Here is a 21,446-nt window from a genome sequence, read left to right as displayed (position 1 = left end):
TCTTGTTCCGTTTTTAGGTTGTCCGTTTTCAAGTAGGCAGCAGTTAAATTAGGTTGGGCAAAAGTAAATAAAGTTCTGCTTTATCACTATTTAAAAATGGCCACTCCCTTTTCCCCGCCCGATTTAATATAACCACGAAACATTCCTTCGGTGTTAAATTCCATGGCAATGTTTCCATTTTTGTCGAGTCCAATCACACCGCCAGTGCCTCCAAGCTTGGTTAGTTTGCCTACTTCTTCCCGGCAAGCTTCCTGAACCGACAATTTTTTGTACTCCATCAACGCTGAAATATCCCTGGAAAATCCCAGCCTGATGTAATATTCGCCATGGCCGGTACACGAAAAGCCACCGGTTTCATTGTTGGCGTATGTTCCGGCGCCAATGATGGGCGAGTCGCCGATGCGGCCGTATTTTTTATTCGTCATCCCACCTGTCGAGGTTCCGGCGGCAATGTTTCCATAGCTGTCGAGTGCCACGCAACCAACCGTTCCGTGTTTATCGTTTGTTGTTGCTTTCCGTTCCTGTTTCAATAACTCCTGAAGCGATTTCCGCCGTTTTTCTGTGTAGAAATAGCTGTTGTCAACCGGCTCAAAACCCTGCTCTTTGGCGAATTGCGATGCTCCCAATCCATTGAGCAGCACGTGTTCCGACTTTTCCATCACGGCACGAGCCACGCTGATCGGATTTTTTATGTCCCGAACAGCCGCAATTGCACCGGCTTTTAGCGATTGGCCTTCCATCACAGAGGCGTCCAGTTCAACCAGACTATCATGCGTGAAGACAGCTCCTTTGCCTGCATTAAAAAGTGGCGAGTCTTCCATGATTACAATCGCTTTTTCAACTGCATCCATGCTCGTTCCTCCATGCGAAAGTACCGAATCACCAACCGAAAGAACCCGATTTAATACGTTGAGATACATGGACTGAATTTCAGGAGTCATGCTTTTCTGATCCATTACACCTGCTCCTCCATGAATGACCATGGCGTATTTTGTAGTAGTCTGAGCCCAAATGATTGATGTTGAAAAGAATAAGATGAAGCAAATAGTCAGATATTTCATGTTTCAAACTGTTTAGGATCCATTTATTTTATGCTGTTTCAAAGCTAAACAAAATCGCTGAAATTGGATTGCTGCTTTAAGTTAGTAGTTTCATCATTCCTGTCCTTACCCCATTGCGATAGAATAATGGGTTTCCTCTTGGGATGACGCTCAGCTAAGTTGAAATTAGCGATTAACTGGCTTTGTTAATACTTTTGTTTATGAATTCAATTAAAACTTAAAACAAAATGGTGGATTGCCTGTTTTATGTGAAGATGATTTTAAGGAAGGCTTATTAAATTTGAATTATGACAGTTTATTCAATAAAAGATTTGGAACATTTATCTGGAATAAAAGCTCACACCATTCGTATTTGGGAAAAGCGATATGCGTTGCTCGATCCCAACCGGACAGATACCAATATCAGGTCGTATTCGGACAATGATGTCAGGCGGATTTTGAATGTGGCTATGTTGGTGAAGAACGGATATAAAATCTCGAGTGTTGCCACATTTGATGAGCAGAAGCTTCAGGATGAGGTTATTCGAATAAACCGGAATGCAAACGACCCGGATAAAGACATCGACCAGTTACTGTTTCATACGGTTAATCTCGATACCTTTGGCTTTGAGGCGATGGTTGATAAAATAATTGGGGAGTTTGGTTTTTCAAAGACGATTCAGCAAGTAATTTTTCCTTTTTTTGAAAGGATTGGAATTTTGTGGCAAGCTGGTTCGATATTTACCGCACACGAACATTTCGTTTCAAATCTAATACGTAACCGCCTGATTGGTGAAACTGCCAAATTAGTAAACAAGGAAGCATCGAAATCAGCATTGTTCTTTCTTCGGGAAAATGAATGGCATGAGCTTGGATTATTGTACTTCAATTTTCTGGCAGCGCAAGCAGGATTCCGGTGTGTTTACCTCGGACAAAGCCTGCCATTCGAAGACTTAGCAAACCTGCTGACAGCGAATAAATATGATTTTGTCTGTACTTCATTTGTTCATGCTATTGAAAAGCCCGAATTGGAGTTGTATCTGGCTAATTTATCGCTGGTATTTAATCAGGATAAAATTTTAATAGCTGGCCGTCAAATCGCTATTCATAAACCGAAACTTCCTTCAAATGTGTTGGTTGTTAAAAATAGTAACGATTTTATCAAGAGAATCTCTGGATAGCTTTTCGACTATTGAATGATGAAATAGATCGCAAAAAAGTGCAATATACTGCCGGCTAAAACAAATAAATGCCAGATTCCATGACTGTACGGAAATTTTCTCCACATATAGAAAACGACTCCAATCGAATAAGCGATACCGCCCAAAATCAGGAAGGTTAAACTAATCGATGGCAACTTCTGATAGATTTGATTGCCAGCCAGAACAAACATCCAACCCATGATCAGGTAAATGGCTACCATCAATTTCCGGAAGCGGTGAACGTAAATCGATCGGATTATGGCGCCAACCAATGCAACAGTCCATATTATCCCGAATAAAGTCCATCCCCAGACACCTCGCAGCGAAGTGAGTAAGATGGGGGTATAGGTTCCTGCAATTAGTAAAAAGATAGAAATGTGATCGAATCGTGCAAAGAGGTTCTTTAATTTCGGGCTCGAAAAACTGTGGTAAAGCGTTGATGATAAATAAAGTAGGATAAGCGTGCTCCCATAAATCGAAAAACTAACCAAATGCCAGATATCACCCGATCTTCCTGCAACAATAATTAATATAATTAATGCTACAATGCTTAGTAATGCCCCGATTCCGTGGGTGATGCTGTTTACGATTTCTTCGCCTGTGCTGAGCTGCCGCCTATATGGTTCTGTTGACTGTGTATTCATTTTAAAGATTGTTGTTCAAGATAAACGACAAGCCAACTGTTTTGTTCCGAAAAAGCTGTTACCAAATGGTTAATTGGAAATTTGTTCATTTGAAAATGGATGACGTAATTGTTAGTCATTTTACGTTATCAACAACTCATAACTTTTATCAGACGTTTGTCCTTTTATCAATGAGGTACGAATTCCGATCAGTAGAATTCCGAACATTCAGTTCGGCTAAAAATCCGGCCAGAAATAGTTGTGTCCCGATTATCATGGCGGTTAGCGCCAGATAAAAATAGGGGCTTTCGGTAATCCTTGGAGCCCGTTGGTTATGTAGGGTAAGGATAATTTTTTGTGAACCTTCCCAAATAGCAGCGGCCAAACCAAGGATAAACATCAATGTGCCAAATACACCAAAAAAGTGCATCGGGCGTTTGCTGAACTTCGAAATAAAAATGACCGAAAGTAAATCGAGCGGGCCGCGAATAAAGCGCTCCATACCAAATTTGGTGACTCCAAATTTGCGTTCCTGATGTTGAACAACCTTTTCACCAATTCGTTTAAAGCCGGCCCATTTAGCCAATACAGGGATATACCTGTGCATGTCGCCGTACACTTCAATGCTTTTAACCACTTGTTTACGGTAGGCTTTTAGTCCGCAATTGAAATCGTGAAGTTTGATACCGGTCATCCGGCGTGCCGTCCAATTGTAGAATTTACTCGGAAGATTTTTCGAAAAAATGGGGTCGTAGCGTTTTTTCTTCCACCCCGATACCATGTCGTACTTTTCTTCAGTAATCATGCGGTAAAGTTCCGGAATCTCTTCCGGACTGTCCTGAAGGTCGGCGTCCATGGTAATCACTACATGGCCTTCAGCTTGTTCAAATCCGCAATACAAACCGGCTGATTTTCCGTAGTTTCTCCTGAATTTTATTCCTTTGATGCATGTGTTTTGCAAGCAAAGCTGTTCAATAAGTTCCCATGAACCGTCGGTACTGCCATCGTCAATTAAAATAATCTCGTACGAAAAGCGGTTGGCTTCCATCACGCGGTCAATCCACGACGTTAATTCAGGAAGTGATTCTACTTCATTAAAAAGTGGTACAACTACGGAAATATCCATTATTTTCTATTCTTCTGTTTTTACGTCTTCCATTGCTTCGTCAAAAGCATCTTCACCTTTCACATTCTTTTTAACAATGGCCGAACTAATCAACGACATAATCGCTCCACCAATAATTCCACCCTGAAGGCTTGAAACCAAAGTTTCCATTGGAGATGGAATCCCTTTTTGCTCAAATTTTACCATAGCCGAATCAATCTGCTCCTGAGATAAACCTTGATTGGATAACATCTGGTAGGTTTTATCCTGAATCATCGTCATTACCCGGTGCATATAATCAGGGTCGATGTATTTATTAAGAATATAACTATAGAGGGCACTTATAACAGAACTAAAAACAACAAGTAATACACCAAATGTGAATGCTTGCCCAAATGTAATTTTCCCATCAAACAGCGTATCTCGATATTTTTTAGTGAAATAAACTAAAAGAAAGGCTAAAAGGACAAATTGAAACACTCCGATAAGAGCAGAACCAAATAGTCCCATATGTTCGATGAGACTTGTTGCCCAAATAAACAGTGACGTAACGATACTAATTCCGGCAAGATAAATCCCATAAGTCATGGTTAATTTCATCCTGGTTGTTTGTTGTTCTTCCATTGTGCGTTTTTGATTAGTGATTAACAAATATATTTGATTTTATCGATAGCACTGTTATTTGCGACTAATTTAAAGTTTAAAAACAAAAGTTTAATTTTTTTTGAATCAATACCGGATTGAGCGTTAAAGGATTAGTTTGTTCGATTAAAAAAAAATTACAGGCAGCTCTTGATTTCATTTGGAGGCAAGGCTTTTTTTCATACTTTTGCGCCGGGTAAGTCCTGTACGACTAGCTCCTGTTGAATTCCCCCAGGGTCGGAAGGCAGCAAGGGTAAACGGTTGAGCGGTGCGATGCAGGTAGCTTACCCACTTTTATGCCGAATTAGCTCAGTTGGCCAGAGCACGTGATTTGTAATCTCGGGGTCCACAGTTCGAATCTGTGATTCGGCTCATTAATGAAGGTTGGAGTGTTAGAATCTTGAATATTAGAATGAAATGGGTTCCAATCTACCGGTTAGTATATTCTAATATTCTGACATTCAAGATTCAAATATTGTATTGGGGAGATACCAAAGTGGCCAACTGGGTCTGACTGTAACTCAGATGACGTACGTCTTCGTAGGTTCGAATCCTGCTCTCCCCACAATCAGGAATATTGGAATGGCAGAATCGCGAATTTTAGAATTATTCTAACTTCAAGATTCAAAATTCTAATCTTCACAATCGCGGGAGTAGCTCAGCTGATAGAGCATTAGCCTTCCAAGCTAAGGGTCGCGAGTTTGAATCTCGTCTCCCGCTCAAAAGAAAAAGCATCAGTTTACTGATGCTTTTTTGTTTTCAGGCTCATTGCAATTGATTCCTCCATTCAACTAATTGAAATCGGGTATTAGTCTTCAACGCTAAGGGTGAGGGTTTTCTGCCCGCCAGAAGGCTTGTCCGGCCGAAAGTCTCGTCCCCGGCTCAAAAAGTGTTCAGGAATGGATACTTTTTCTGTTTTTATATCCTTTTCCTTTTGTCAGAATTATTGAGTTTTAGTTTGAATAGTATATGGCGAAATTTTTGAGGCAAATTTCCGATATTCCTATCTGTTTGCTCATGCTTGGTTATTTAAGTTTCTGTAAATCAGCATTAAATTGATTTGTGTGTTGGTTGTATTTGTGGAATTTGTTGAACTTAAGCCAAGAATAAACGAGCTCAACACTTAGTGGAATGCCAGAATAGTATCATATTTTATCCGAATAGTATTAACCTATCGATCCGATTTATTTTTATTTTGTAATGCTAATTGTCAGTTGAATGGATTAGACAAAACTCAAAATAGTTAAATCATGGCATCGAATTTTAAAAAGAAGGTTCATAAGCTGCTCGACAAGCACGAAGAATTATTGTCGGCTAAAAACAAAAAGGTTAAAAATGGCAATGGTGTTTTCGATCGATATAAAAATCCGATTCTAACAGCTGCCCATACTCCGGTAATCTGGCGGTACGATTTGGACAAGCAGACCAATCCTTTCCTGATGGAGCGCATCGGCATGAATGCGACCATGAATTCAGGAGCAATCAAATGGAACGGCAAATACATTCTGGTGGTTCGCGTGGAAGGTGTCGACCGTAAATCGTTTTTTGCGATTGCCGAAAGCCCCAATGGAATCGATAATTTCCGATTTTGGGATTATCCGGTAACTATTCCTGAAACCGACATTCCGGACACCAATGTTTACGACATGCGTTTAACGGCTCATGAAGACGGTTGGATCTATGGCGTTTTCTGCTCAGAACGCAAAGACCCGAATGCTGCGCCGGGCGATTTGTCATCAGCAGTTGCTGCTGCCGGAATTGTACGAACCAAAGATTTGCTGACCTGGGAGCGCCTACCTGATCTGAAAACCAAAAGTCAGCAGCGCAATGTGGTGCTTCATAACGAATTTGTTGATGGGAAATATGCTTTATACACCCGCCCACAAGATGGTTTTATTGATGCCGGAAGTGGTGGTGGCATTGGCTGGGCGCTGGTTGACGACATGACCAATGCTGAAATCAAGGAAGAAAAAATCATCAATTTTCGCTACTACCATACCATAAAAGAGGTGAAGAACGGCGAAGGCCCGCACCCGATTAAAACCGATAAAGGCTGGTTGCATCTGGCACATGGTGTGCGTGGTTGTGCTGCCGGATTGCGTTACGTGATTTACCTTTATATGACTGCCCTTGAAGATCCGTCAAAACTGATTGCTGAACCCGCAGGTCATTTGATGGGGCCGATTGGCGAAGAACGCATCGGTGATGTATCGAATGTACTTTTCACCAATGGTTGGATTGCCGATGAGGACGGGAAGGTATTTCTTTATTATGCCTCTTCGGATACCCGCATGCATGTGGCAACATCAACAGTTGATAAGCTGGTCGATTATTGCCTGAATTCTCCAGCCGATGGCTATCGTTCTGCGGCTTCGGTAGAAACCCTGAAAGTGCAGATTGCCAGAAATCTGGAGATACTCAGAATGAAATAGTTCCGGGATGCGAGATGCGGTTTCGGGTAAATTAACTCATAACTTGTATCCCGAAACTCGTAACGTTGTAAATGAAAACCTAACTAAAAACAAACTTATATAATGGCTACTGAAAAAATCAGTCTGAAAGAGAAAATTGGTTACGGATTTGGCGACGCTGCTTCGTCGATGTTCTGGAAAATTTTCGGAATGTATTCCTTGTTTTTTTATACCGATGTCCTTGGTATTACGGCAGCCGCGGCTGGAACGATGTTCCTTGTTGCACGTTTGTGGAATTCGTTCTTTGATGTTTTTGTTGGAATTATCAGCGACCGCACTAAAAGCCGCTATGGAAAATATCGCCCATACCTATTATGGTTCGCCCTTCCATTTGCCGTAATGGGAGCTTTTACTTTCTTCGCCCCTGATTTTGGTCAAACAGGAAAGTTAATCTACGCCTATGTGACTTACTCTTTGATGATGATCGTGTATTCAATGATCAATGTGCCATATGCATCATTACTTGGAGCTATTTCTTCCGATCCTACTGAACGAAATTCACTTTCTTCTTACCGAATGTCATTTGCTTTCATTGGCAGTTTTGTAACCTTCATGTTGTTGCAACCGCTCATCGACTTTTTTTCCAAAACATTTGGCACGGTAGATCTTTCCAAAGCCACTCAGACTGCTGAATCTTCAATAAGCACTTCACCGGTAGGATGGGTGATGGGTGTAGGAGTAATAGGCATGATTTGCGTGATCTTGTTTCTGTTGTGTTTCAGTTGGACAAAAGAACGGGTCGTACAAATTGAGAGCGAGGAAAATGTTTCGATCAAGAAGGATTTGAAAGATTTATTTCAAAATGCACCTTGGTGGATTTTGGTTGCAACCGGCCTGTCTGCCTTGCTTTTTAATGCTGTCCGCGACAGTGTTGCGATTTATTTTTTCAGAGATTACGTGAAAGTGAACTATCGGATGACTGGAACCGGTTGGGATATGACTACAATTTATTTTCTTGTTGGTCAGGCGGCAAACTTAATAGGAGTAATGGCAGCCCCTTCAATTTCAGCAAAATACGGTAAGAGGAAAACTTATATGATCGCGATGTTAATTGCAGGAGTATTAAGTACAGGCTTTTATTTCATTCCGAATAGTATCACCTGGATTCTGATTTTTCAGTTTCTGATTTCCATTTTCGCCGGATACGTTTTGCCATTGTTGTGGTCGATGTTTGCCGATATTGTTGATCATCAGGAATTACTTACCGGGCGCCGTGCAACAGGATTAATTTTCTCATCCTCGTCGATGTCGCAAAAATTGGGATGGGCTTTTGGCTCAGCCATGAGTGGATGGATTCTGGCCGTATTCCATTATATGCCTGATGCGATTCAACAAAGTTCAGAAACCATTTTCGGAGAGCATATCATGATCAGTTTAATGCCTGCGGCATGTTGCGTACTTGCCTTTGTTGGTATGATGTTCTACCCACTTTCAGATAAAAAAGTAAAGGAAAATTCGGAACAACTTAATCTAAAAAGAAATAAACAGTGAGGACTTTATATGTCGTATTTCAATCGGTCGAAATCCGCATAATCTGTGGTGGTAACATAATGCAAATCAGAATAGTATGAAAGACAAATTTATAGAACTCAAACAGCAAGCTAGAGATGAGTTGACGCAAAATATCCTGCCTTTTTGGTCCGAAAAAATGATCGATACTAAAAATGGCGGCTTTTATGGGCAAATTAAAGGAAATGGGCAGCTTGTTCCGGAAGCCGATAAAGGCGGAATCCTGAATGCACGCATTCTTTGGTCGTTTTCATCGGCATACCTTCAGGAGAAAAACCCGCTTTATCTTGAAATGGCGAACCGCGCGAAAGATTATATTCTGAACCATTTTTTCGATCAGGAATTTGGCGGAACCTATTGGATGGTTTCCTATGATGGAAAGCCTGTCGATACCAAAAAGCAGATTTATTCGCAGGCATTTTTCACCTACGCGTTTACCGAACATTACCGCGCTTCTGGTGACGAATCGAGCCTTCAGACGGCCATTGATCTTTTCCGGATCATTGAAAAGCGCAGTTTCGATCCGGAGTTAAACGGTTATTTTGAAGCTTACAGCCGCGACTGGGTTTTGCTCGAAGACTTGCGGTTAAGCGAAAAAGACGAGAACGAGAAGAAAACCATGAACACGCATTTGCACATTCTGGAAGCCTACACAAATCTGTACAGGGTTTGGAAAGACGAAGAATTAGCGAAACAATTGCGCAACCTGATCCTGATTTTTATTGAAAAGATTGTGAATGGAAAGACTTACCACCTGGATTTGTTTTTCGATGAAAACCTGAATGCGAAATCTACCATTGTGTCGTATGGTCACGATATTGAAGCTTCGTGGTTGATTGATGAAGCCACGAGGGTTTTGGGTGACGCCGTATTACTGGCCAGAGTTCAGCCAATTTGCATTAAAGTGGCAGAGGCTGCCTGTAAAGATGGATTGCGTGCCGATGGAAGTATGGTGTACGAACTGGATAAGGGTCATTTGGAAACCGACCGGCACTGGTGGGTGCAGTCTGAAGCGGTCGTCGGTTTTCTGAATGCTTATGAATTGACAGGTAATCCGGAATGGCTCGCAAAGGCAGAAAAATGCTGGAAGTATATTTCTGAAAATCTGGTTGATCGGGCAGGAGGGGAGTGGTTTTGGAGCATTTCAGAAGATGGAATACCAAACCGTAACGGCGATAAGGCTGGTTTCTGGAAATGTCCCTATCACAACAGCCGTATGTGCCTCGAAGTAATGTCACGATAGTTACGAGTTATAAGTTTTCTCACTACTGATTTCTCACTATTGTATGGCAAAATCTTCTCAATACATGTTAAGCTGAGATTTCTCACTTCGTTCGAAATGACAATCAACGAGTTGTGTGAGGAGGGTAGTGTAGGTTTGCGGCGAAGCCGCAAACCTACACTACCCTCCTCAATACACTTATAAATAGCTGTCATTCTGAGCGAAGCGAAGAATCTCGGATTTTTAACCGGACACCAATGATAATTTATAACTCATAACTCTTTTAGTATCCCAACTCTTTTCCTTTTTGGATGGCTGGTATCCCAAATTGCATCCATGAAGGCATGGTTTCATCTTTCAGGTAATGATCAAAAAACTGTTTCATGCGGATTGTTAAATCCATCCGGTTGGCCCAGCTTTCCGCTTTCAGGTTGTGCTCTTCGTTGTTGTAGGTAAGCATCCACACAGGTTTGTTGAGGCGGCGCATGGCAGTGAATAACTCAATTCCTTGGTACCAAGGCACAGCTCCGTCGTTATCATTATGCATAATCAGCAACGGAGTATTTATCTTTGGCACATAAAACAATGGCGAGTTTTCGATGTATTGCAACGGTTTGTCCCATAACGTTCCACCTATGCGGCTTTGAGAGTTTTCGTATTGATGCATTCGCGATATTCCTGATTCCCATCGGATTCCACCATAAGCACTGGTCATGTTGCTAACCGGAGCGCCAGCCATTGCAGCAGCAAACATGTTGGTTTGTGTAATTAGCCATGCCGTTTGATAGCCACCCCAGCTTTGTCCCTGAATTCCAATTTTTTTGCGGTCGATAAACGGAAACATGTCGCTGACAAACTGAGTTCCGCTTACGATCGCATCAAATGCCGACTGTCCCGGATACCCTTCCTCGTAAGTAATGTCTGGAATAAAAACGATGTAATCGTTGCTGGTGAAATAGGTGCGGTTAACGGTTGAACGAGTTGGCGCCGGTGCTGTGTAAACGTGCAGATTATCAGCATTCCGCTCGTAAAAGTACACGATCATCGGGTATTTTTTCTCCGGATCGATGGTTTCAGGAAAATACAAAAGCCCTTCAAGTTGCTTTCCGGAGAATGAAGTCCAGTGGACTAACCTTACTCCAGGCCAAACAAATTGCTTTTGCTGTGGGTTTGCATCCGAAAGTTGATGCTTGCGCTCGAAAGTCATAGGCGCAGTCCATACTGCCGGTGATTCGTTTACATCTTCACGGGTCCAAATCAGGGCATCGGCCTTTTTTGCTTTTTTTAGGTTTTCAAAACGAAAATCTTCCATGATCAGTAATCGCGGATCCGTATAGTTTCGCAAATCAGCATTAAAGAAACCATCCGATTTATTGCGTTCGTCAAATGCACTGACGATAATTGGTTTGCTGGTATCAATAAATTCTTCTTCAGGATCAAGTTTTTCGTACCTCAACCGGAGCGAATTTTTTCTTCCATAGTTGTGTGTTGCACTTACCGGAACTTTACTTCCTTCCAGATCGATCCGCCAGATGTCATATCGGTCGTAGATGAAAACAGATTTATCGTTTTCCGACCAGCCAGCTATTCCATATGGATTGGGGTCGCCTGGCATATCCCAGCGTTCGTCGCAAAACGAAACATGAACTTGTTTAGTCAGTTTGTTGACTTCCTCTGAACTGATGTTGGTTGAACGTGAATAATAACACGAGTCGGAAGGATCGTACCAGGCGATAAAGTTGCCACCCGGCGAGAGCGAAACCACCGATTTATCCTGAACAATCAACCGTTTAGTACCTGTTTCGACATCCACCAGGTAATAATCTGCATTCGACTTGCCAGTCCATGATGAAGCCAGTTTATAGGGCGACTGGTCGATTCCGAGAGCAACATGTCCGTTTCCTTTTTGAATGGTCCGAATATCTCGTATTGCAGGATCAGCCAATTGTACAAATTTGTCCTTATCGATCAGATAAACCGCCTTGTAGCTCCGTTTTTTTTCTTTTTCGAGGTTGATTTTTTGTTCAGGCTGCAATTCTTTGTCTTGCCAGTTCCAGATGTCAAGCACAGGCTTTTCGTCTTCCAGAAGCGTATCTTTGGGCTCAGCCTTAGGTTTGCGATTAGTCCCAAAATAAAGCAGTTGACCATTATCCGAAAACGACACATCGCCAAATTCGCTAGGAGACCATCCCAGGGGAAGCCCCGACTGATCGGGTGAAACAACTGCTTTTGGTTCGCCGGTTGTCAGTGTTCCGTAGTACAAACTATATGCTTTCTCTCTGGTTGTGTCGGCAGAAAATACGAACCCCAGCTTTCCGCCTTGTTGATCGGAAGCAATTTTTTTCGCTGTTCCCAGACGATCGAAAATCACATTCGTTTTGCGGGTTTTGGTATCAAAAGTCAGAACTTCAGCGCGGTCGAGCGAGTCTTTGGTTTGGCGGATAAACATTATGCTGTGTCCCAGCGGCGCATAATAATATTCGCTAATGTTTTGGAAACAAACCGTGTCGCCCGTTTCGGCATTAAACAAAACTAACTGGCTTTTTTGATCAGCCTGATCATCATTTTTCTTTGTTTTCGGCTCATTTCCCTTCTTTTCCCCTTCCTTTTTGGGCTTCTTCATGTCAGTAGTAAAAGCAACCCATTGGGCATTTTCTTTTGGGAGAGAAAACTGCTTCAAATTCGGGAATGCATAAACCTTATGATGTTTAAAGACCAAAATGCCAATACTATCCTTTGGCATGAGCTCTTTCTTTACTTTTTTCTTTTTGGCATTCCTTGTCGAATCAGCCGGTTGCTTGATTTTATACACGATAAAATCCGATTCAGGAGAAAAACTAGCGGAATAGCCTCTTGCCAGCAGATCCTCTTTTTTCGAATCAATTGTCTTCAAAACTAAATTACCATCGCCTTTTTGTGGGTTGATTTCGAAGGCCGTATACTTGCCATCGCTTGAAATAATAGGGTTGTTAATCACTTTCCATGCCGCAAAATCGTTGGTAGTAAGCGGTTTTTTGTTGGTTACCTGGGCATTCAGGATTGGCAGAAAGCTTAATGAAAAAATCAAAAGCAAAGAGCAGGCTCGTTTCATATGGAGGATATCATTATTGTTTTCAAAGATAATGTTTGATTTGCTGTTAAAATAGCAATAGCTATCTATAAAACAGCCGAAGCGGGTTTTACCATTAAGGGAGAAACGAAAATTTGTCATAAAAAACAAAGGCGATCGTTTGGAGTGATCGCCTTTGTTTGCTGAGAATTCTGCTTTACTTTTTGATTGAAGGATTTGTTCCTGCCGATTTGGGTCGGTCCGGCAATCCTAACTTTTGTTTAACCAATGGTGAAATGTCAGTGCTTGCCTCGTCATAATAAATAACACCGCCTTGCGCCAGATCAAGAATATAGGTAAATCCGTTCGATTTGGCGACTTCGGCAATGGCTTTGTTTGCTTTGTCGATAACTGGCTTGTAAAGGCTAACTCTTTGCGATTGCAACTCTTGTTCTGCTGTTTGTTGAAATTGTTGAATTCGCTGCTCAATTTCCTGTAATTCGGAAGTTTTTGTCTGTCTGATCAACTCCGAATAAGAATCACGCTTACTCATAAAGTCTTTGTACTTATTGCCATATTCATTTTGCATGGTCTGAAATTGATCTTGCAAATCTTTGGCAACTTTCTCTATTTTTACTTGAGCGCTGTCGTTTTCAGGCATAGCCTGTATTAAATCCTGAGAATTGATATGCCCAATTTTTAGAGTTGCTTGAGCAAATGCAACTGTAGTAAAAGTCAGTACCGCGATTGTGAGGAATACTTTTTTCATTTTGTTTACGATTTAGTTTAACCTTTAAATATTATCAAGTATCACTAAAGGTAAAGCAACAATTTGTAATGCTATTTATTATGTAAGATTTTTTAACTAAGATTAAGATATTTAAAGGATTGCCTCCTAAATTTTGTTGCTTTTATGATGGTTTTTATCCCAAAAAACAAAGGCGGTCGTTTCTGATCGCCTTTGTTTTTCAATTTATTCCTTTTCTTTTAGTTTTTCCCAGCTTTAGGATGGTAATCGGCTGGATAAGTAAAATTAATAGGCATTTCGTATTTTACACTTACCGGCATACCTCTTTGTGTTCCTGGGTTCCATTTGGGCATGCTGTTAACTATCCGTAAAGCCTCCTGACAAAGCGAAAGGTCGACACCACTCTTGATTTTTGCATCGGTAACCGAGCCATCTTCTGCAACAGTAAAACCAACAGTAACCGGTCCCTGAATTCCTTTTTCGAGTGCGTAAGCTGGATACTTTAAATTTGCAGTTACAAACGCTTTCAATTCATCAATTCCACCCGGAAACGAAGGAAGTTCTTCAACTATAACAAATACTTCCTTTTCCTTTTTTAGATGGATTGAAACAACTCCATTTTTACCTTGATCACCATATAGTTTTGTTGCAGTTTCTCCTTTTAGAACATCAATCGATCCAATCGTATTGGGATCAATATCTTCAAGGTTATTACCCTTCATAATAGTGCCATCAACTACATAAAGTGGTTTTTCGGTCGTTGTAATTTCAATCACGCCGTTTTTTCCTTTTTCTCCATACTTCTTGATTGCCATTTCATCTTTCAAAACACTCATTGATTCAATGGTCTTTGGATCGATATCTTCCAGTTTAGTATTTTCCAGAAGGAGGCCATCTTTATAGATTATTGGGGTGTTTCCAGTTCCAGAAGTTCCGGCACTCCTGATTTTGACTCCATTGTTTGTGGATGTATTTTCATTCTGATCATTGGCATATCCGGTCACCTTAACATCAATTGGTGTATTTTGAGATGCGGATGCACCTTTTTTTGTAGTAATCAAAATCACTCCGTTTTTACCTTTGTCTCCATAAACTTTGGTGGCAGATTCATCTTTCAAGACACTGATAGATTCTATTGTTTCAGGAGGTATGTTGTTTGCATTCTGGGTTTTAGAAACAACTCCATCAACAATGATTAGTGGCTGCATACCAAAAATATTTGCATCTCCGAAATTCAAAGGCGAATTGGATTGGAGTTTTATAGTTTTAGTTGGGTCGTCATTTTTCAAGGTGATTAAAATGACTCCGTTTTTGCCCTTTTTGCCGTATTTCTCAATCGCCTTTTTATCTTTCAGAACATTAACATTTTCGATTTTTGCCGGGTCGATTTGATTCATTTTTGCCATCGTGGATTTCTTTCCATCGATAAAAACCAACGACGGGTTTGGCGCTTTTTCTGATTTAGAGGCGGCATTCCCAACAGCATCAATACTTATAATAGCAGGTTTCATCGTAATGACCATTTCCTTTGTAAAATCGGGTTTAACTACTTGTGTTTCGAAGCCGACAAATGAAAAAACTAAGGAGGAACGCTCGAGCATTTGAAGTTCAAAATTTCCATTTTCGTCGGGCATGGTACCAAAAGTTGAGCCAGAAACCACGATTGATGTGCTTTTCAGAGGTTTTCCATTCTCGTTGATAACTTTTCCTTTGACTGTTTTAAAGGATGATTGTGTTGCATTCTCCTGAATTGTTGAACTTTGCGGTGCCTCTATAAGTTTGTATTCAGGAGTGGCAAAAGCATAGAAAACTCCCGCGATTAAAGGCAAAACCAGTAAAAGTTTTAGTTTTCTGAAAGGTGAATATGTGATCTGTTTCATCATGTTAAATCGTTTTTTGTTGAGTGAATAATTGAACGAATTGGCCAGTGAAATTACTGGCCCGCCAAACATTTGATTGAGCAATGCCGCACGGTAAATAGCCGGATTTGAGCTGCGCTGCAGCGCCCGCTCATCGGCCAGATATTCGTGGTTCTGCCTGATCAGGTGGCCATAGAGCCAGCTTACCGGGTTAAACCAGTGCATCGTACGAAGGATTTCAAAAAGCAGTAAATCCATCCAGTGCTGCTGACGGATGTGTTCCTGTTCGTGGTTCACAATCTCGCTGGTTTCGGGTTCGTCGATTGAAGGATTGACAAATACGAACGAGAAAAATGAAAACGAGGCAGGATATCGGTCGGTGCGGATGAGTTTTATGGAGTTGAAATGATGGGTTTCTGAATTTCGGATAACCTTCCAAACTGCAATGGTTTGTTTGATCAACCGGAAGATCAGGTATAAAGCGCCTGTCAGATAGAAATACAACAGCAGGTTCTGTATCGGAAATGAATCGCTGACCGGCGTTACTCCAACGACTTGTGGTTCGAGAACTTCAGCTGTTGGTGTAACTGGAAAGATGACCGTGTAATGCCAGGTGAAAAGCGGAAAAATGATGGAGACGAGTATTCCGGAAACCAGATAAATCCGGTTCAGGACAAAAAAGCGCTCGTTCCGAAGAAAAGCAATGTAAATCAGGAAGAAGCCCGTCAGCCAGACGGTTGATTTGATCAGATAAAGGGCAAATGTTTCCATGATTGTCGGTTTTTATTCTTTCGAAAGTTCGCGTTTGGTTTCTTCCATCAATTGTTCCAAATCCTGAATGGTCAGGTCTTTTTCGCGGGCAAAAAACGATGCCATCGCGGGGAACGAATTGTTAAAGTAACTTTTCATCAAGCCGAAAAGCTGTGATTTTGAATATTCGTCCTTCGATACCAAAGGATAATAAACATGCACGTTTCCGTAGGTTTTATGCGATACAAAATCTTTCTTTTCCAGAATCCGAAGTACGGTTGAAACGGTGTTGCGAACGGGTTTTGGTTCGTCGAACCGGTCGCGGATGTCTTTAACCAATCCTTCGCCCATTTCCCATAAATGTTGCATCACCTGTTCTTCAGCTTTTGTCAGTTGCATAGCTATCGTTTTTAATTTGTCAATCCTTCGAAACAAACATACGACTATAAATTTAGTCATGCAAGTGTTTAGTTAGATTTCTGACTAAAAACATAGTCATTTGACTAAAAAGAATAATTTAAACACAGATTACACGGATTTTCACCGATAAAAACAAAAGAAATTGATGGAGAAAAAAATTGAAAGGATTTGTTTTATTCCTTTAGTAGGAGCTTAGCGGAGATTGAAAAAAACACCACAGAATACGCTGACAAACAACAAAATAATCTGTGATTATCAGAGTAATCTGTGGTGAATCTACCTTTAAAATTCCGAAGTGAAATGGAATTTAATATCTTTGAACTCGCTTTGTGCCATATCCAGAATAAACTGCGAATCGGCCATAAAAACATCGCGGCCACGTTTGTCGGAAGCCATTTTCTGGTGCTTGCGGTTTTTAAATTCGGTAAGGGCTTTCGGGTTGTCGCTCTGAATCCAGCAGGCTTTGTACATTTGCATGGGTTCGAACCGGCATTTGGCGTTATACTCGTGCTCCAAACGATATTGAATAACTTCAAACTGAAGCTGGCCAACCGTTCCGATGATCCGGCGCCCGTTAAACTGACTGGTAAACAACTGGGCAACACCTTCGTCCATTAATTGATCGACACCTTTATTTAACTGTTTGGTCTTCATTGGGTCGGCATTTTCCACAAACCGGAATAATTCAGGAGAGAAACTTGGTAATCCTTTGAAATGAATGTCTTCGCCTTCGGTAATGGTGTCGCCAATAATAAATGAACCATTATCGGGGAAGCCAACAATATCGCCAGGAAATGCTTCTTCAATGATCTCTTTTTGCGATGCCATGAATGCGGTTGGACTCGAGACCCTGAATGTTTTGCCTGAGCGAACTAATTTGTACACATTATTCCGGATAAATTTTCCGGAGCAAACTTTTACGAAAGCAATGCGACTGCGGTGGTTGGGATCGATATTGGCATGAATTTTAAACACAAATCCGCTGAATTTATCGTCTTCGGGGTCAATTTCACGTTCTTCGGTTTGAACGGCGCGCGGCCATGGCGCTACTTTTACAAACGCATCTAACAATTCCTGAATACCAAAATTGTAAAGGGCACTTCCGAAGAATACCGGAGCCAGATTTCCGGCCAAATATTCATTGTGATCGAATGGAGGATAAACACCGTAAACCAGTTCTAAATCTTCGCGAAGTTTTTTTGCATCATTTCCAATGTGTTTCTCCAGATCTGGACTGTTGAGGTCATCAAACGAAATTCCGGGCTCAATGTCCTGGACACTCGCTTTAAACAAATCCAGACTTTTGTCGAAAATATTATAAACTCCTTTAAAATCAGGGCCGCTGTTTATTGGCCAGCTCAACGGGTTGAGGCTTATTTGTAACTGGCGTTCGATGTCGTCGAGTAATTCAAAGGTATCTTGGGTTGGGCGGTCGAGTTTATTAATGAAAATAATCACCGGAGTTTTGCGCATCCGGCAAACATTCATCAGCTTTTCAGTTTGCGGCTCAACCCCTTTGGCAGCATCAATTACGATGATAACGCTGTCGACAGCAGTTAGCGTGCGGAATGTATCTTCCTGAAAGTCCTGGTGGCCTGGAGTATCCAGAATGTTCACTTTATACCCATCGTATTCGAAACCCATTACCGAAGTGGCCACCGAAATACCGCGCTGGCGTTCGATTTCCATAAAGTCGGAAGTCGCTCCTTTCTTTATTTTATTGCTTTTTACGGCACCGGCAACATGTATGGCCCCCCCGAATAAAAGTAGTTTCTCGGTCAGTGTTGTTTTTCCCGCATCGGGATGACTCACAATGGCAAAGGTTCTTCTTCGGCGTATTTCTGTCTGATTACTCATCGATTCCATTTTTTTGAAGTTGCAAAAATAGAATTTTTGCACAACAAACGACTATCATCTAATGACCGAATGGTTTAATTATCGAATTGTCAAATTGCCGGATCTTCAAATCTATTTTATTTTCTGCGCTTTGATGGAAGCTTTAATTGCTTTTGAAATCGTTTCCCAATATTTGACGTGAAATTCACGATCCTCGGGCGAAAGTATTTCGAAGAAAGACCTGGGCGAGTCGGTAGGGGCAAATTTTAGTTTTTTGTCTTCAGTATAAAGAGCCGAAACTTCAGGATGAAACTGTACTGCAAAAACATTTTCGTAAAGTCGGTGCCGAATGCCTTCAATTACCTGTCCGTCCATTGATGTTGCTGTTACAATCAGATTTTTACCTAAATCGTCAATCGACTGGTGGTGAGCGCTTAATACCAAAGGCTTCAGGTTTTTGTCAGCCTTTACGCGTTCAGGGAAAAATGGGTTGGCTGTATATACAATTTGATGGAAACTATTGTCCATCAACAACGTTTCTTTGGTTATTTCCTGCCAGTAATTTCGGTGAAGCTGGTCTTTATTTAGTTTCAGTGTCTCTTCAGCATTCATTTTATGGTAGGTTTGTGCCGGAATATCCTGAATTAATGAACCTCCTGTGGCTACATTCATGCTTTGCAATCCAAGGCAAAAGCCTGTAACAAAATAGCTTGGTTTCTCATTTAGAAAAGGTGTGAATTGTTCGTTCTGATAACCGCCCAACAAGTGAAACAGAAAGCTCAGTTCAAATAAATGCCGGTTTGGGTCGGTTACAACTGAGTACAGATTTTTTTGTTTGTATATTTCAGGCTGAATATCAGGACCTCCGAAGAAAAATACACCAACCGAATGGTCGAACAGTTTTTTAAAGGTCGTAGTCCATTCGTTTTGTTCAAAAATTTGTGTTAAGCTCATAACACCATCCACTTTCTGAAGGTGAAATTTACTCATTTCAGGTTTTTTCAAGAGGGCGACAGACTGATTGTAATCATAGTTTTCAGCCACTGAATAAATGCCAATAAACTCAACTTCAGGTAACTGAAGGATGCGATTCGTTAACAGGAAATTTATGGTCTCAATATTCGCAACTGTTGGATGAGCCAGCAAAACATAGGATTTGTTTGGCGACAGTTCGTTCTCTAAAAAATTCTGGCTAAATACCGGATTTAAGGATAGTGTTAAAACGAATATAATGAGCAGCCTACTGAAGTTTTTCATAGCTTATTTGTTTTACTTGAAGTGTTGATTTGTGTTTTATGTTTTACGAAACGATTTTTGTCTGGTAATCCAGAATTGCACTATAGACAGTTGAAAAGACAAGACACACCTATTTTGTTTTGAAAATAATTTTTGCCTGAAATTAACGTTTTTCATCCGAAGTGTGAAAAGAGTAGAGATGTTTGTTTTATTTGCTATTTTTAAAACGTCGAAATACCGATCAAAAAAAACCGATTATGTCGTTTAAACTTTTTATTGCCAGTACTTTCGGGTTGATTAAATCGACCGCAAGATTAGAAGCTGCTTATGAAACTCTTCATACAGATTACAAAATATTCTGTGAATTTGAGAAGTCAGCGGAATTAGCAGAATATAATGAACTTGATTCATTGATTAAATCATCAGCTTTTCAGCAGAAAAAAAAGGAAATTCAGCATTTATCTTTTAAAGGTAGTCAGGAAGCTGCTCAGTTGGCCGAATTTAAAAAGTTGGGCAGAAGTAGTCGTTTGCAAAAGTTCTATGCCACGCTAAAATCGGATGACTTGAAGCGTTTTGATCGGATTTCTGATTCAGAAACGCTGAAAAAGTATAAAGAATTAAAAACAGGGGTTGAAAAGCATTCGTTGTCAGCCTTGAAAAATATGGATAAACAGTCGAAAGAGTTTATCTTTTATTCTGAATTTGAGAAGTTAAGAGACTCTGATGATTTGGTCTTTTTTAGAAATTTCAGAAAGTCGTCGGCGTATCAGAACTACGAGCTAATGCTCGATTCCGTGGAGCACAAGCGTTATGAGGAGTTGAAGCAAATTACGGAATCGGATGATTTTATTGCGCGTGTAGCTTATTTGGAAGATAAGCAGAAGTGGGAGAAAACAGACGAACATAAAAAGGAAATCCGCTTTTCTGAATTGAAGAAATTGCCCCAACTGGCTACTTATCTGAAATATCAAAGCTCAAATGCATTTGATTTCTTCAGGAAATGGGACTTGGTTTTTGAAGATCGTTTTAATTCGGGTAAGCTTGATCGTGAAAAATGGATGACACAATCGCATTGGGCAAGTCAAACTTTAGGACGGAATTTCTCGCAGGTTGGCGATTTACATGCATTTTCTGAAGGACGAAATGTGTCGGTTGATTTTGATGCCCTAAAAATTGAGGTTCGGAAAGAAAAGACCCATGGGATGCAGTGGCAAGTTCCATACGGGTTTGTGGAGCAGGAATTCGATTATTCTTCGGGTATCGTTTCAACAGCGGGAGTTGAGTGGTGGAAGCACGGAATCCTGGAAGCCAAAGTTAAATATGCACCATCGAATCATTTGGTCGATGCTATTTATTTATTGGGCGAAGAAGCTTCTCCGCAGATTAATCTGCTCGAAATGGGAGTACAAAACCGAATGGGTATGCTTACCAAAGCTACCGATGGAATTCATGCCGAATGCGAGAGTATTTCGGGACTTAAAGCTGGTGAATTTTATATTTTCAGACTCGAGTGGAATGCCCATTCTCTGGTTTGGAAAGTTAATGACAGAGAAATTCTGACGGTTTCGAACAACGTACCTGCATTTAAAATGCACTTGAATATGGCTTCCATCGTTGTTTCGGAGCCGACCGATTTACCGCATCGATTCGAGATTGACTGGGTTCGATTTTACCAGCACCACCACAAAGCTTAATCCTTCGACGAGCTCAGTATCCAGTGTTGGAAGACTGGAA

General features: G+C 41.0%; 15 protein-coding genes, 3 tRNA genes and 1 other RNA gene. 9 read left to right on the top strand and 10 right to left on the bottom strand.

All coding sequences use genetic code 11. The annotated features are described in order from the left end of the window. Positions 1-86: 86 nt before the first annotated feature. Positions 87-1,061, bottom strand: a complete 975-nt coding sequence (locus tag AQPE_RS03830) for an isoaspartyl peptidase/L-asparaginase family protein (protein ID WP_318349725.1) — start codon at positions 1,059-1,061, stop codon at positions 87-89. Between the two features lie 287 nt (positions 1,062-1,348). Here AQPE_RS03830 and AQPE_RS03825 point away from each other — a divergent pair, with 287 nt between their 5' ends. Continuing rightward, positions 1,349-2,221 carry a MerR family transcriptional regulator gene (locus AQPE_RS03825; RefSeq protein ID WP_318349724.1) on the top strand — a complete coding sequence of 291 codons (873 nt, stop codon included), beginning with the start codon at positions 1,349-1,351 and terminating at the stop codon, positions 2,219-2,221. A gap of 8 nt (positions 2,222-2,229) precedes the next feature. Here the strand turns inward: AQPE_RS03825 and trhA are convergent, their stop codons facing one another. The 3 genes from trhA to AQPE_RS03810 form a co-directional block, all read right to left on the bottom strand. Continuing rightward, entirely contained in the window at positions 2,230-2,886 is a 657-nt protein-coding gene (trhA, locus tag AQPE_RS03820; protein ID WP_318349723.1) for a PAQR family membrane homeostasis protein TrhA, read from the bottom strand. A 148-nt stretch (positions 2,887-3,034) separates the two neighbouring features. Next, positions 3,035-3,991: a glycosyltransferase family 2 protein gene (locus AQPE_RS03815; protein ID WP_318349722.1), complete on the bottom strand. Its 957-nt coding sequence runs from the start codon at positions 3,989-3,991 to the stop codon at positions 3,035-3,037. Positions 3,992-3,997: 6 nt separating this feature from the next. Beyond that, positions 3,998-4,594: a DUF4199 domain-containing protein gene (locus tag AQPE_RS03810; protein ID WP_318349721.1), complete on the bottom strand. Its 597-nt coding sequence runs from the start codon at positions 4,592-4,594 to the stop codon at positions 3,998-4,000. 212 nt (positions 4,595-4,806) lie between these two features. On the opposite strand from AQPE_RS03810, the gene ffs reads away from it, so the two are divergent. The 7 genes from ffs (at position 4,807) to AQPE_RS03775 (ending at position 9,835) form a co-directional block, all read left to right on the top strand. Next, an RNA gene (gene ffs, locus AQPE_RS03805) (signal recognition particle sRNA small type) lies at positions 4,807-4,905 on the top strand. A 5-nt stretch (positions 4,906-4,910) separates the two neighbouring features. After that, positions 4,911-4,984: transfer RNA gene (locus AQPE_RS03800), tRNA-Thr, on the top strand. A gap of 110 nt (positions 4,985-5,094) precedes the next feature. After that, a tRNA-Tyr gene (locus AQPE_RS03795) sits at positions 5,095-5,177 on the top strand. Between the two features lie 82 nt (positions 5,178-5,259). Beyond that, positions 5,260-5,332, top strand: a tRNA-Gly gene (locus AQPE_RS03790). A gap of 530 nt (positions 5,333-5,862) precedes the next feature. Further along, positions 5,863-7,044 (top strand): glycoside hydrolase family 130 protein, encoded by a 1,182-nt coding sequence (locus AQPE_RS03785; RefSeq protein WP_318349720.1) that lies wholly within the window; start codon positions 5,863-5,865, stop codon positions 7,042-7,044. Between the two features lie 102 nt (positions 7,045-7,146). After that, positions 7,147-8,574 (top strand): MFS transporter, encoded by a 1,428-nt coding sequence (locus AQPE_RS03780; protein ID WP_318349719.1) that lies wholly within the window; start codon positions 7,147-7,149, stop codon positions 8,572-8,574. A gap of 76 nt (positions 8,575-8,650) precedes the next feature. Continuing rightward, positions 8,651-9,835 carry an AGE family epimerase/isomerase gene (locus AQPE_RS03775; RefSeq protein WP_318349718.1) on the top strand — a complete coding sequence of 395 codons (1,185 nt, stop codon included), beginning with the start codon at positions 8,651-8,653 and terminating at the stop codon, positions 9,833-9,835. Between the two features lie 262 nt (positions 9,836-10,097). Here AQPE_RS03775 and AQPE_RS03770 read toward each other — a convergent pair whose 3' ends face one another. From AQPE_RS03770 to AQPE_RS03745, 6 genes are all read right to left on the bottom strand, one after another. Beyond that, positions 10,098-12,905: a S9 family peptidase gene (locus tag AQPE_RS03770; protein WP_318349717.1), complete on the bottom strand. Its 2,808-nt coding sequence runs from the start codon at positions 12,903-12,905 to the stop codon at positions 10,098-10,100. A 175-nt stretch (positions 12,906-13,080) separates the two neighbouring features. Next, positions 13,081-13,632 (bottom strand): OmpH family outer membrane protein, encoded by a 552-nt coding sequence (locus AQPE_RS03765; RefSeq protein WP_318349716.1) that lies wholly within the window; start codon positions 13,630-13,632, stop codon positions 13,081-13,083. Positions 13,633-13,850: 218 nt separating this feature from the next. Next, complete coding sequence (locus AQPE_RS03760; protein ID WP_318349715.1) at positions 13,851-16,241, bottom strand: TonB family protein; 2,391 nt, start codon at positions 16,239-16,241, stop codon at positions 13,851-13,853. A gap of 12 nt (positions 16,242-16,253) precedes the next feature. Continuing rightward, positions 16,254-16,619 carry a BlaI/MecI/CopY family transcriptional regulator gene (locus AQPE_RS03755; protein ID WP_318349714.1) on the bottom strand — a complete coding sequence of 122 codons (366 nt, stop codon included), beginning with the start codon at positions 16,617-16,619 and terminating at the stop codon, positions 16,254-16,256. Positions 16,620-16,922: 303 nt separating this feature from the next. After that, positions 16,923-18,497 (bottom strand): peptide chain release factor 3, encoded by a 1,575-nt coding sequence (locus tag AQPE_RS03750; protein ID WP_318349713.1) that lies wholly within the window; start codon positions 18,495-18,497, stop codon positions 16,923-16,925. A gap of 111 nt (positions 18,498-18,608) precedes the next feature. Then, the gene (locus AQPE_RS03745) at positions 18,609-19,733 is read right to left on the bottom strand and encodes a gamma-glutamyl-gamma-aminobutyrate hydrolase family protein (protein ID WP_318349712.1); all 1,125 of its coding nucleotides are present in this window, start codon (positions 19,731-19,733) and stop codon (positions 18,609-18,611) included. 236 nt (positions 19,734-19,969) lie between these two features. Between AQPE_RS03745 and AQPE_RS03740 the strand changes: the two genes are divergently transcribed. Further along, positions 19,970-21,406: a glycoside hydrolase family 16 protein gene (locus tag AQPE_RS03740; RefSeq protein WP_318349711.1), complete on the top strand. Its 1,437-nt coding sequence runs from the start codon at positions 19,970-19,972 to the stop codon at positions 21,404-21,406. The last annotated feature ends 40 nt before the right edge of the window (positions 21,407-21,446 follow it).

Source organism: Aquipluma nitroreducens, assembly GCF_009689585.1.
GTDB classification, from domain to species: Bacteria; Bacteroidota; Bacteroidia; order Bacteroidales; family Prolixibacteraceae; genus Aquipluma; species Aquipluma nitroreducens.
Note: the sequence above shows the minus strand (reverse complement) of the source record. Positions and strands in the feature narration are given on the sequence as shown.

Excerpts from the sequence above, each read along its gene's own strand:
- AQPE_RS03830 (WP_318349725.1), bottom strand. The coding sequence starts at position 1,061 with ATGAAATATCTGACTATTTGCTTCATCTTATTCTTTTCAACATCAATC.
- AQPE_RS03825 (WP_318349724.1), top strand. The coding sequence starts at position 1,349 with ATGACAGTTTATTCAATAAAAGATTTGGAACATTTATCTGGAATAAAA.
- trhA (WP_318349723.1), bottom strand. The coding sequence starts at position 2,886 with ATGAATACACAGTCAACAGAACCATATAGGCGGCAGCTCAGCACAGGC.
- AQPE_RS03815 (WP_318349722.1), bottom strand. The coding sequence starts at position 3,991 with ATGGATATTTCCGTAGTTGTACCACTTTTTAATGAAGTAGAATCACTT.
- AQPE_RS03810 (WP_318349721.1), bottom strand. The coding sequence starts at position 4,594 with ATGGAAGAACAACAAACAACCAGGATGAAATTAACCATGACTTATGGG.
- AQPE_RS03785 (WP_318349720.1), top strand. The coding sequence starts at position 5,863 with ATGGCATCGAATTTTAAAAAGAAGGTTCATAAGCTGCTCGACAAGCAC.
- AQPE_RS03780 (WP_318349719.1), top strand. The coding sequence starts at position 7,147 with ATGGCTACTGAAAAAATCAGTCTGAAAGAGAAAATTGGTTACGGATTT.
- AQPE_RS03775 (WP_318349718.1), top strand. The coding sequence starts at position 8,651 with ATGAAAGACAAATTTATAGAACTCAAACAGCAAGCTAGAGATGAGTTG.
- AQPE_RS03770 (WP_318349717.1), bottom strand. The coding sequence starts at position 12,905 with ATGAAACGAGCCTGCTCTTTGCTTTTGATTTTTTCATTAAGCTTTCTG.
- AQPE_RS03765 (WP_318349716.1), bottom strand. The coding sequence starts at position 13,632 with ATGAAAAAAGTATTCCTCACAATCGCGGTACTGACTTTTACTACAGTT.
- AQPE_RS03760 (WP_318349715.1), bottom strand. The coding sequence starts at position 16,241 with ATGGAAACATTTGCCCTTTATCTGATCAAATCAACCGTCTGGCTGACG.
- AQPE_RS03755 (WP_318349714.1), bottom strand. The coding sequence starts at position 16,619 with ATGCAACTGACAAAAGCTGAAGAACAGGTGATGCAACATTTATGGGAA.
- AQPE_RS03750 (WP_318349713.1), bottom strand. The coding sequence starts at position 18,497 with ATGAGTAATCAGACAGAAATACGCCGAAGAAGAACCTTTGCCATTGTG.
- AQPE_RS03745 (WP_318349712.1), bottom strand. The coding sequence starts at position 19,733 with ATGAAAAACTTCAGTAGGCTGCTCATTATATTCGTTTTAACACTATCC.
- AQPE_RS03740 (WP_318349711.1), top strand. The coding sequence starts at position 19,970 with ATGTCGTTTAAACTTTTTATTGCCAGTACTTTCGGGTTGATTAAATCG.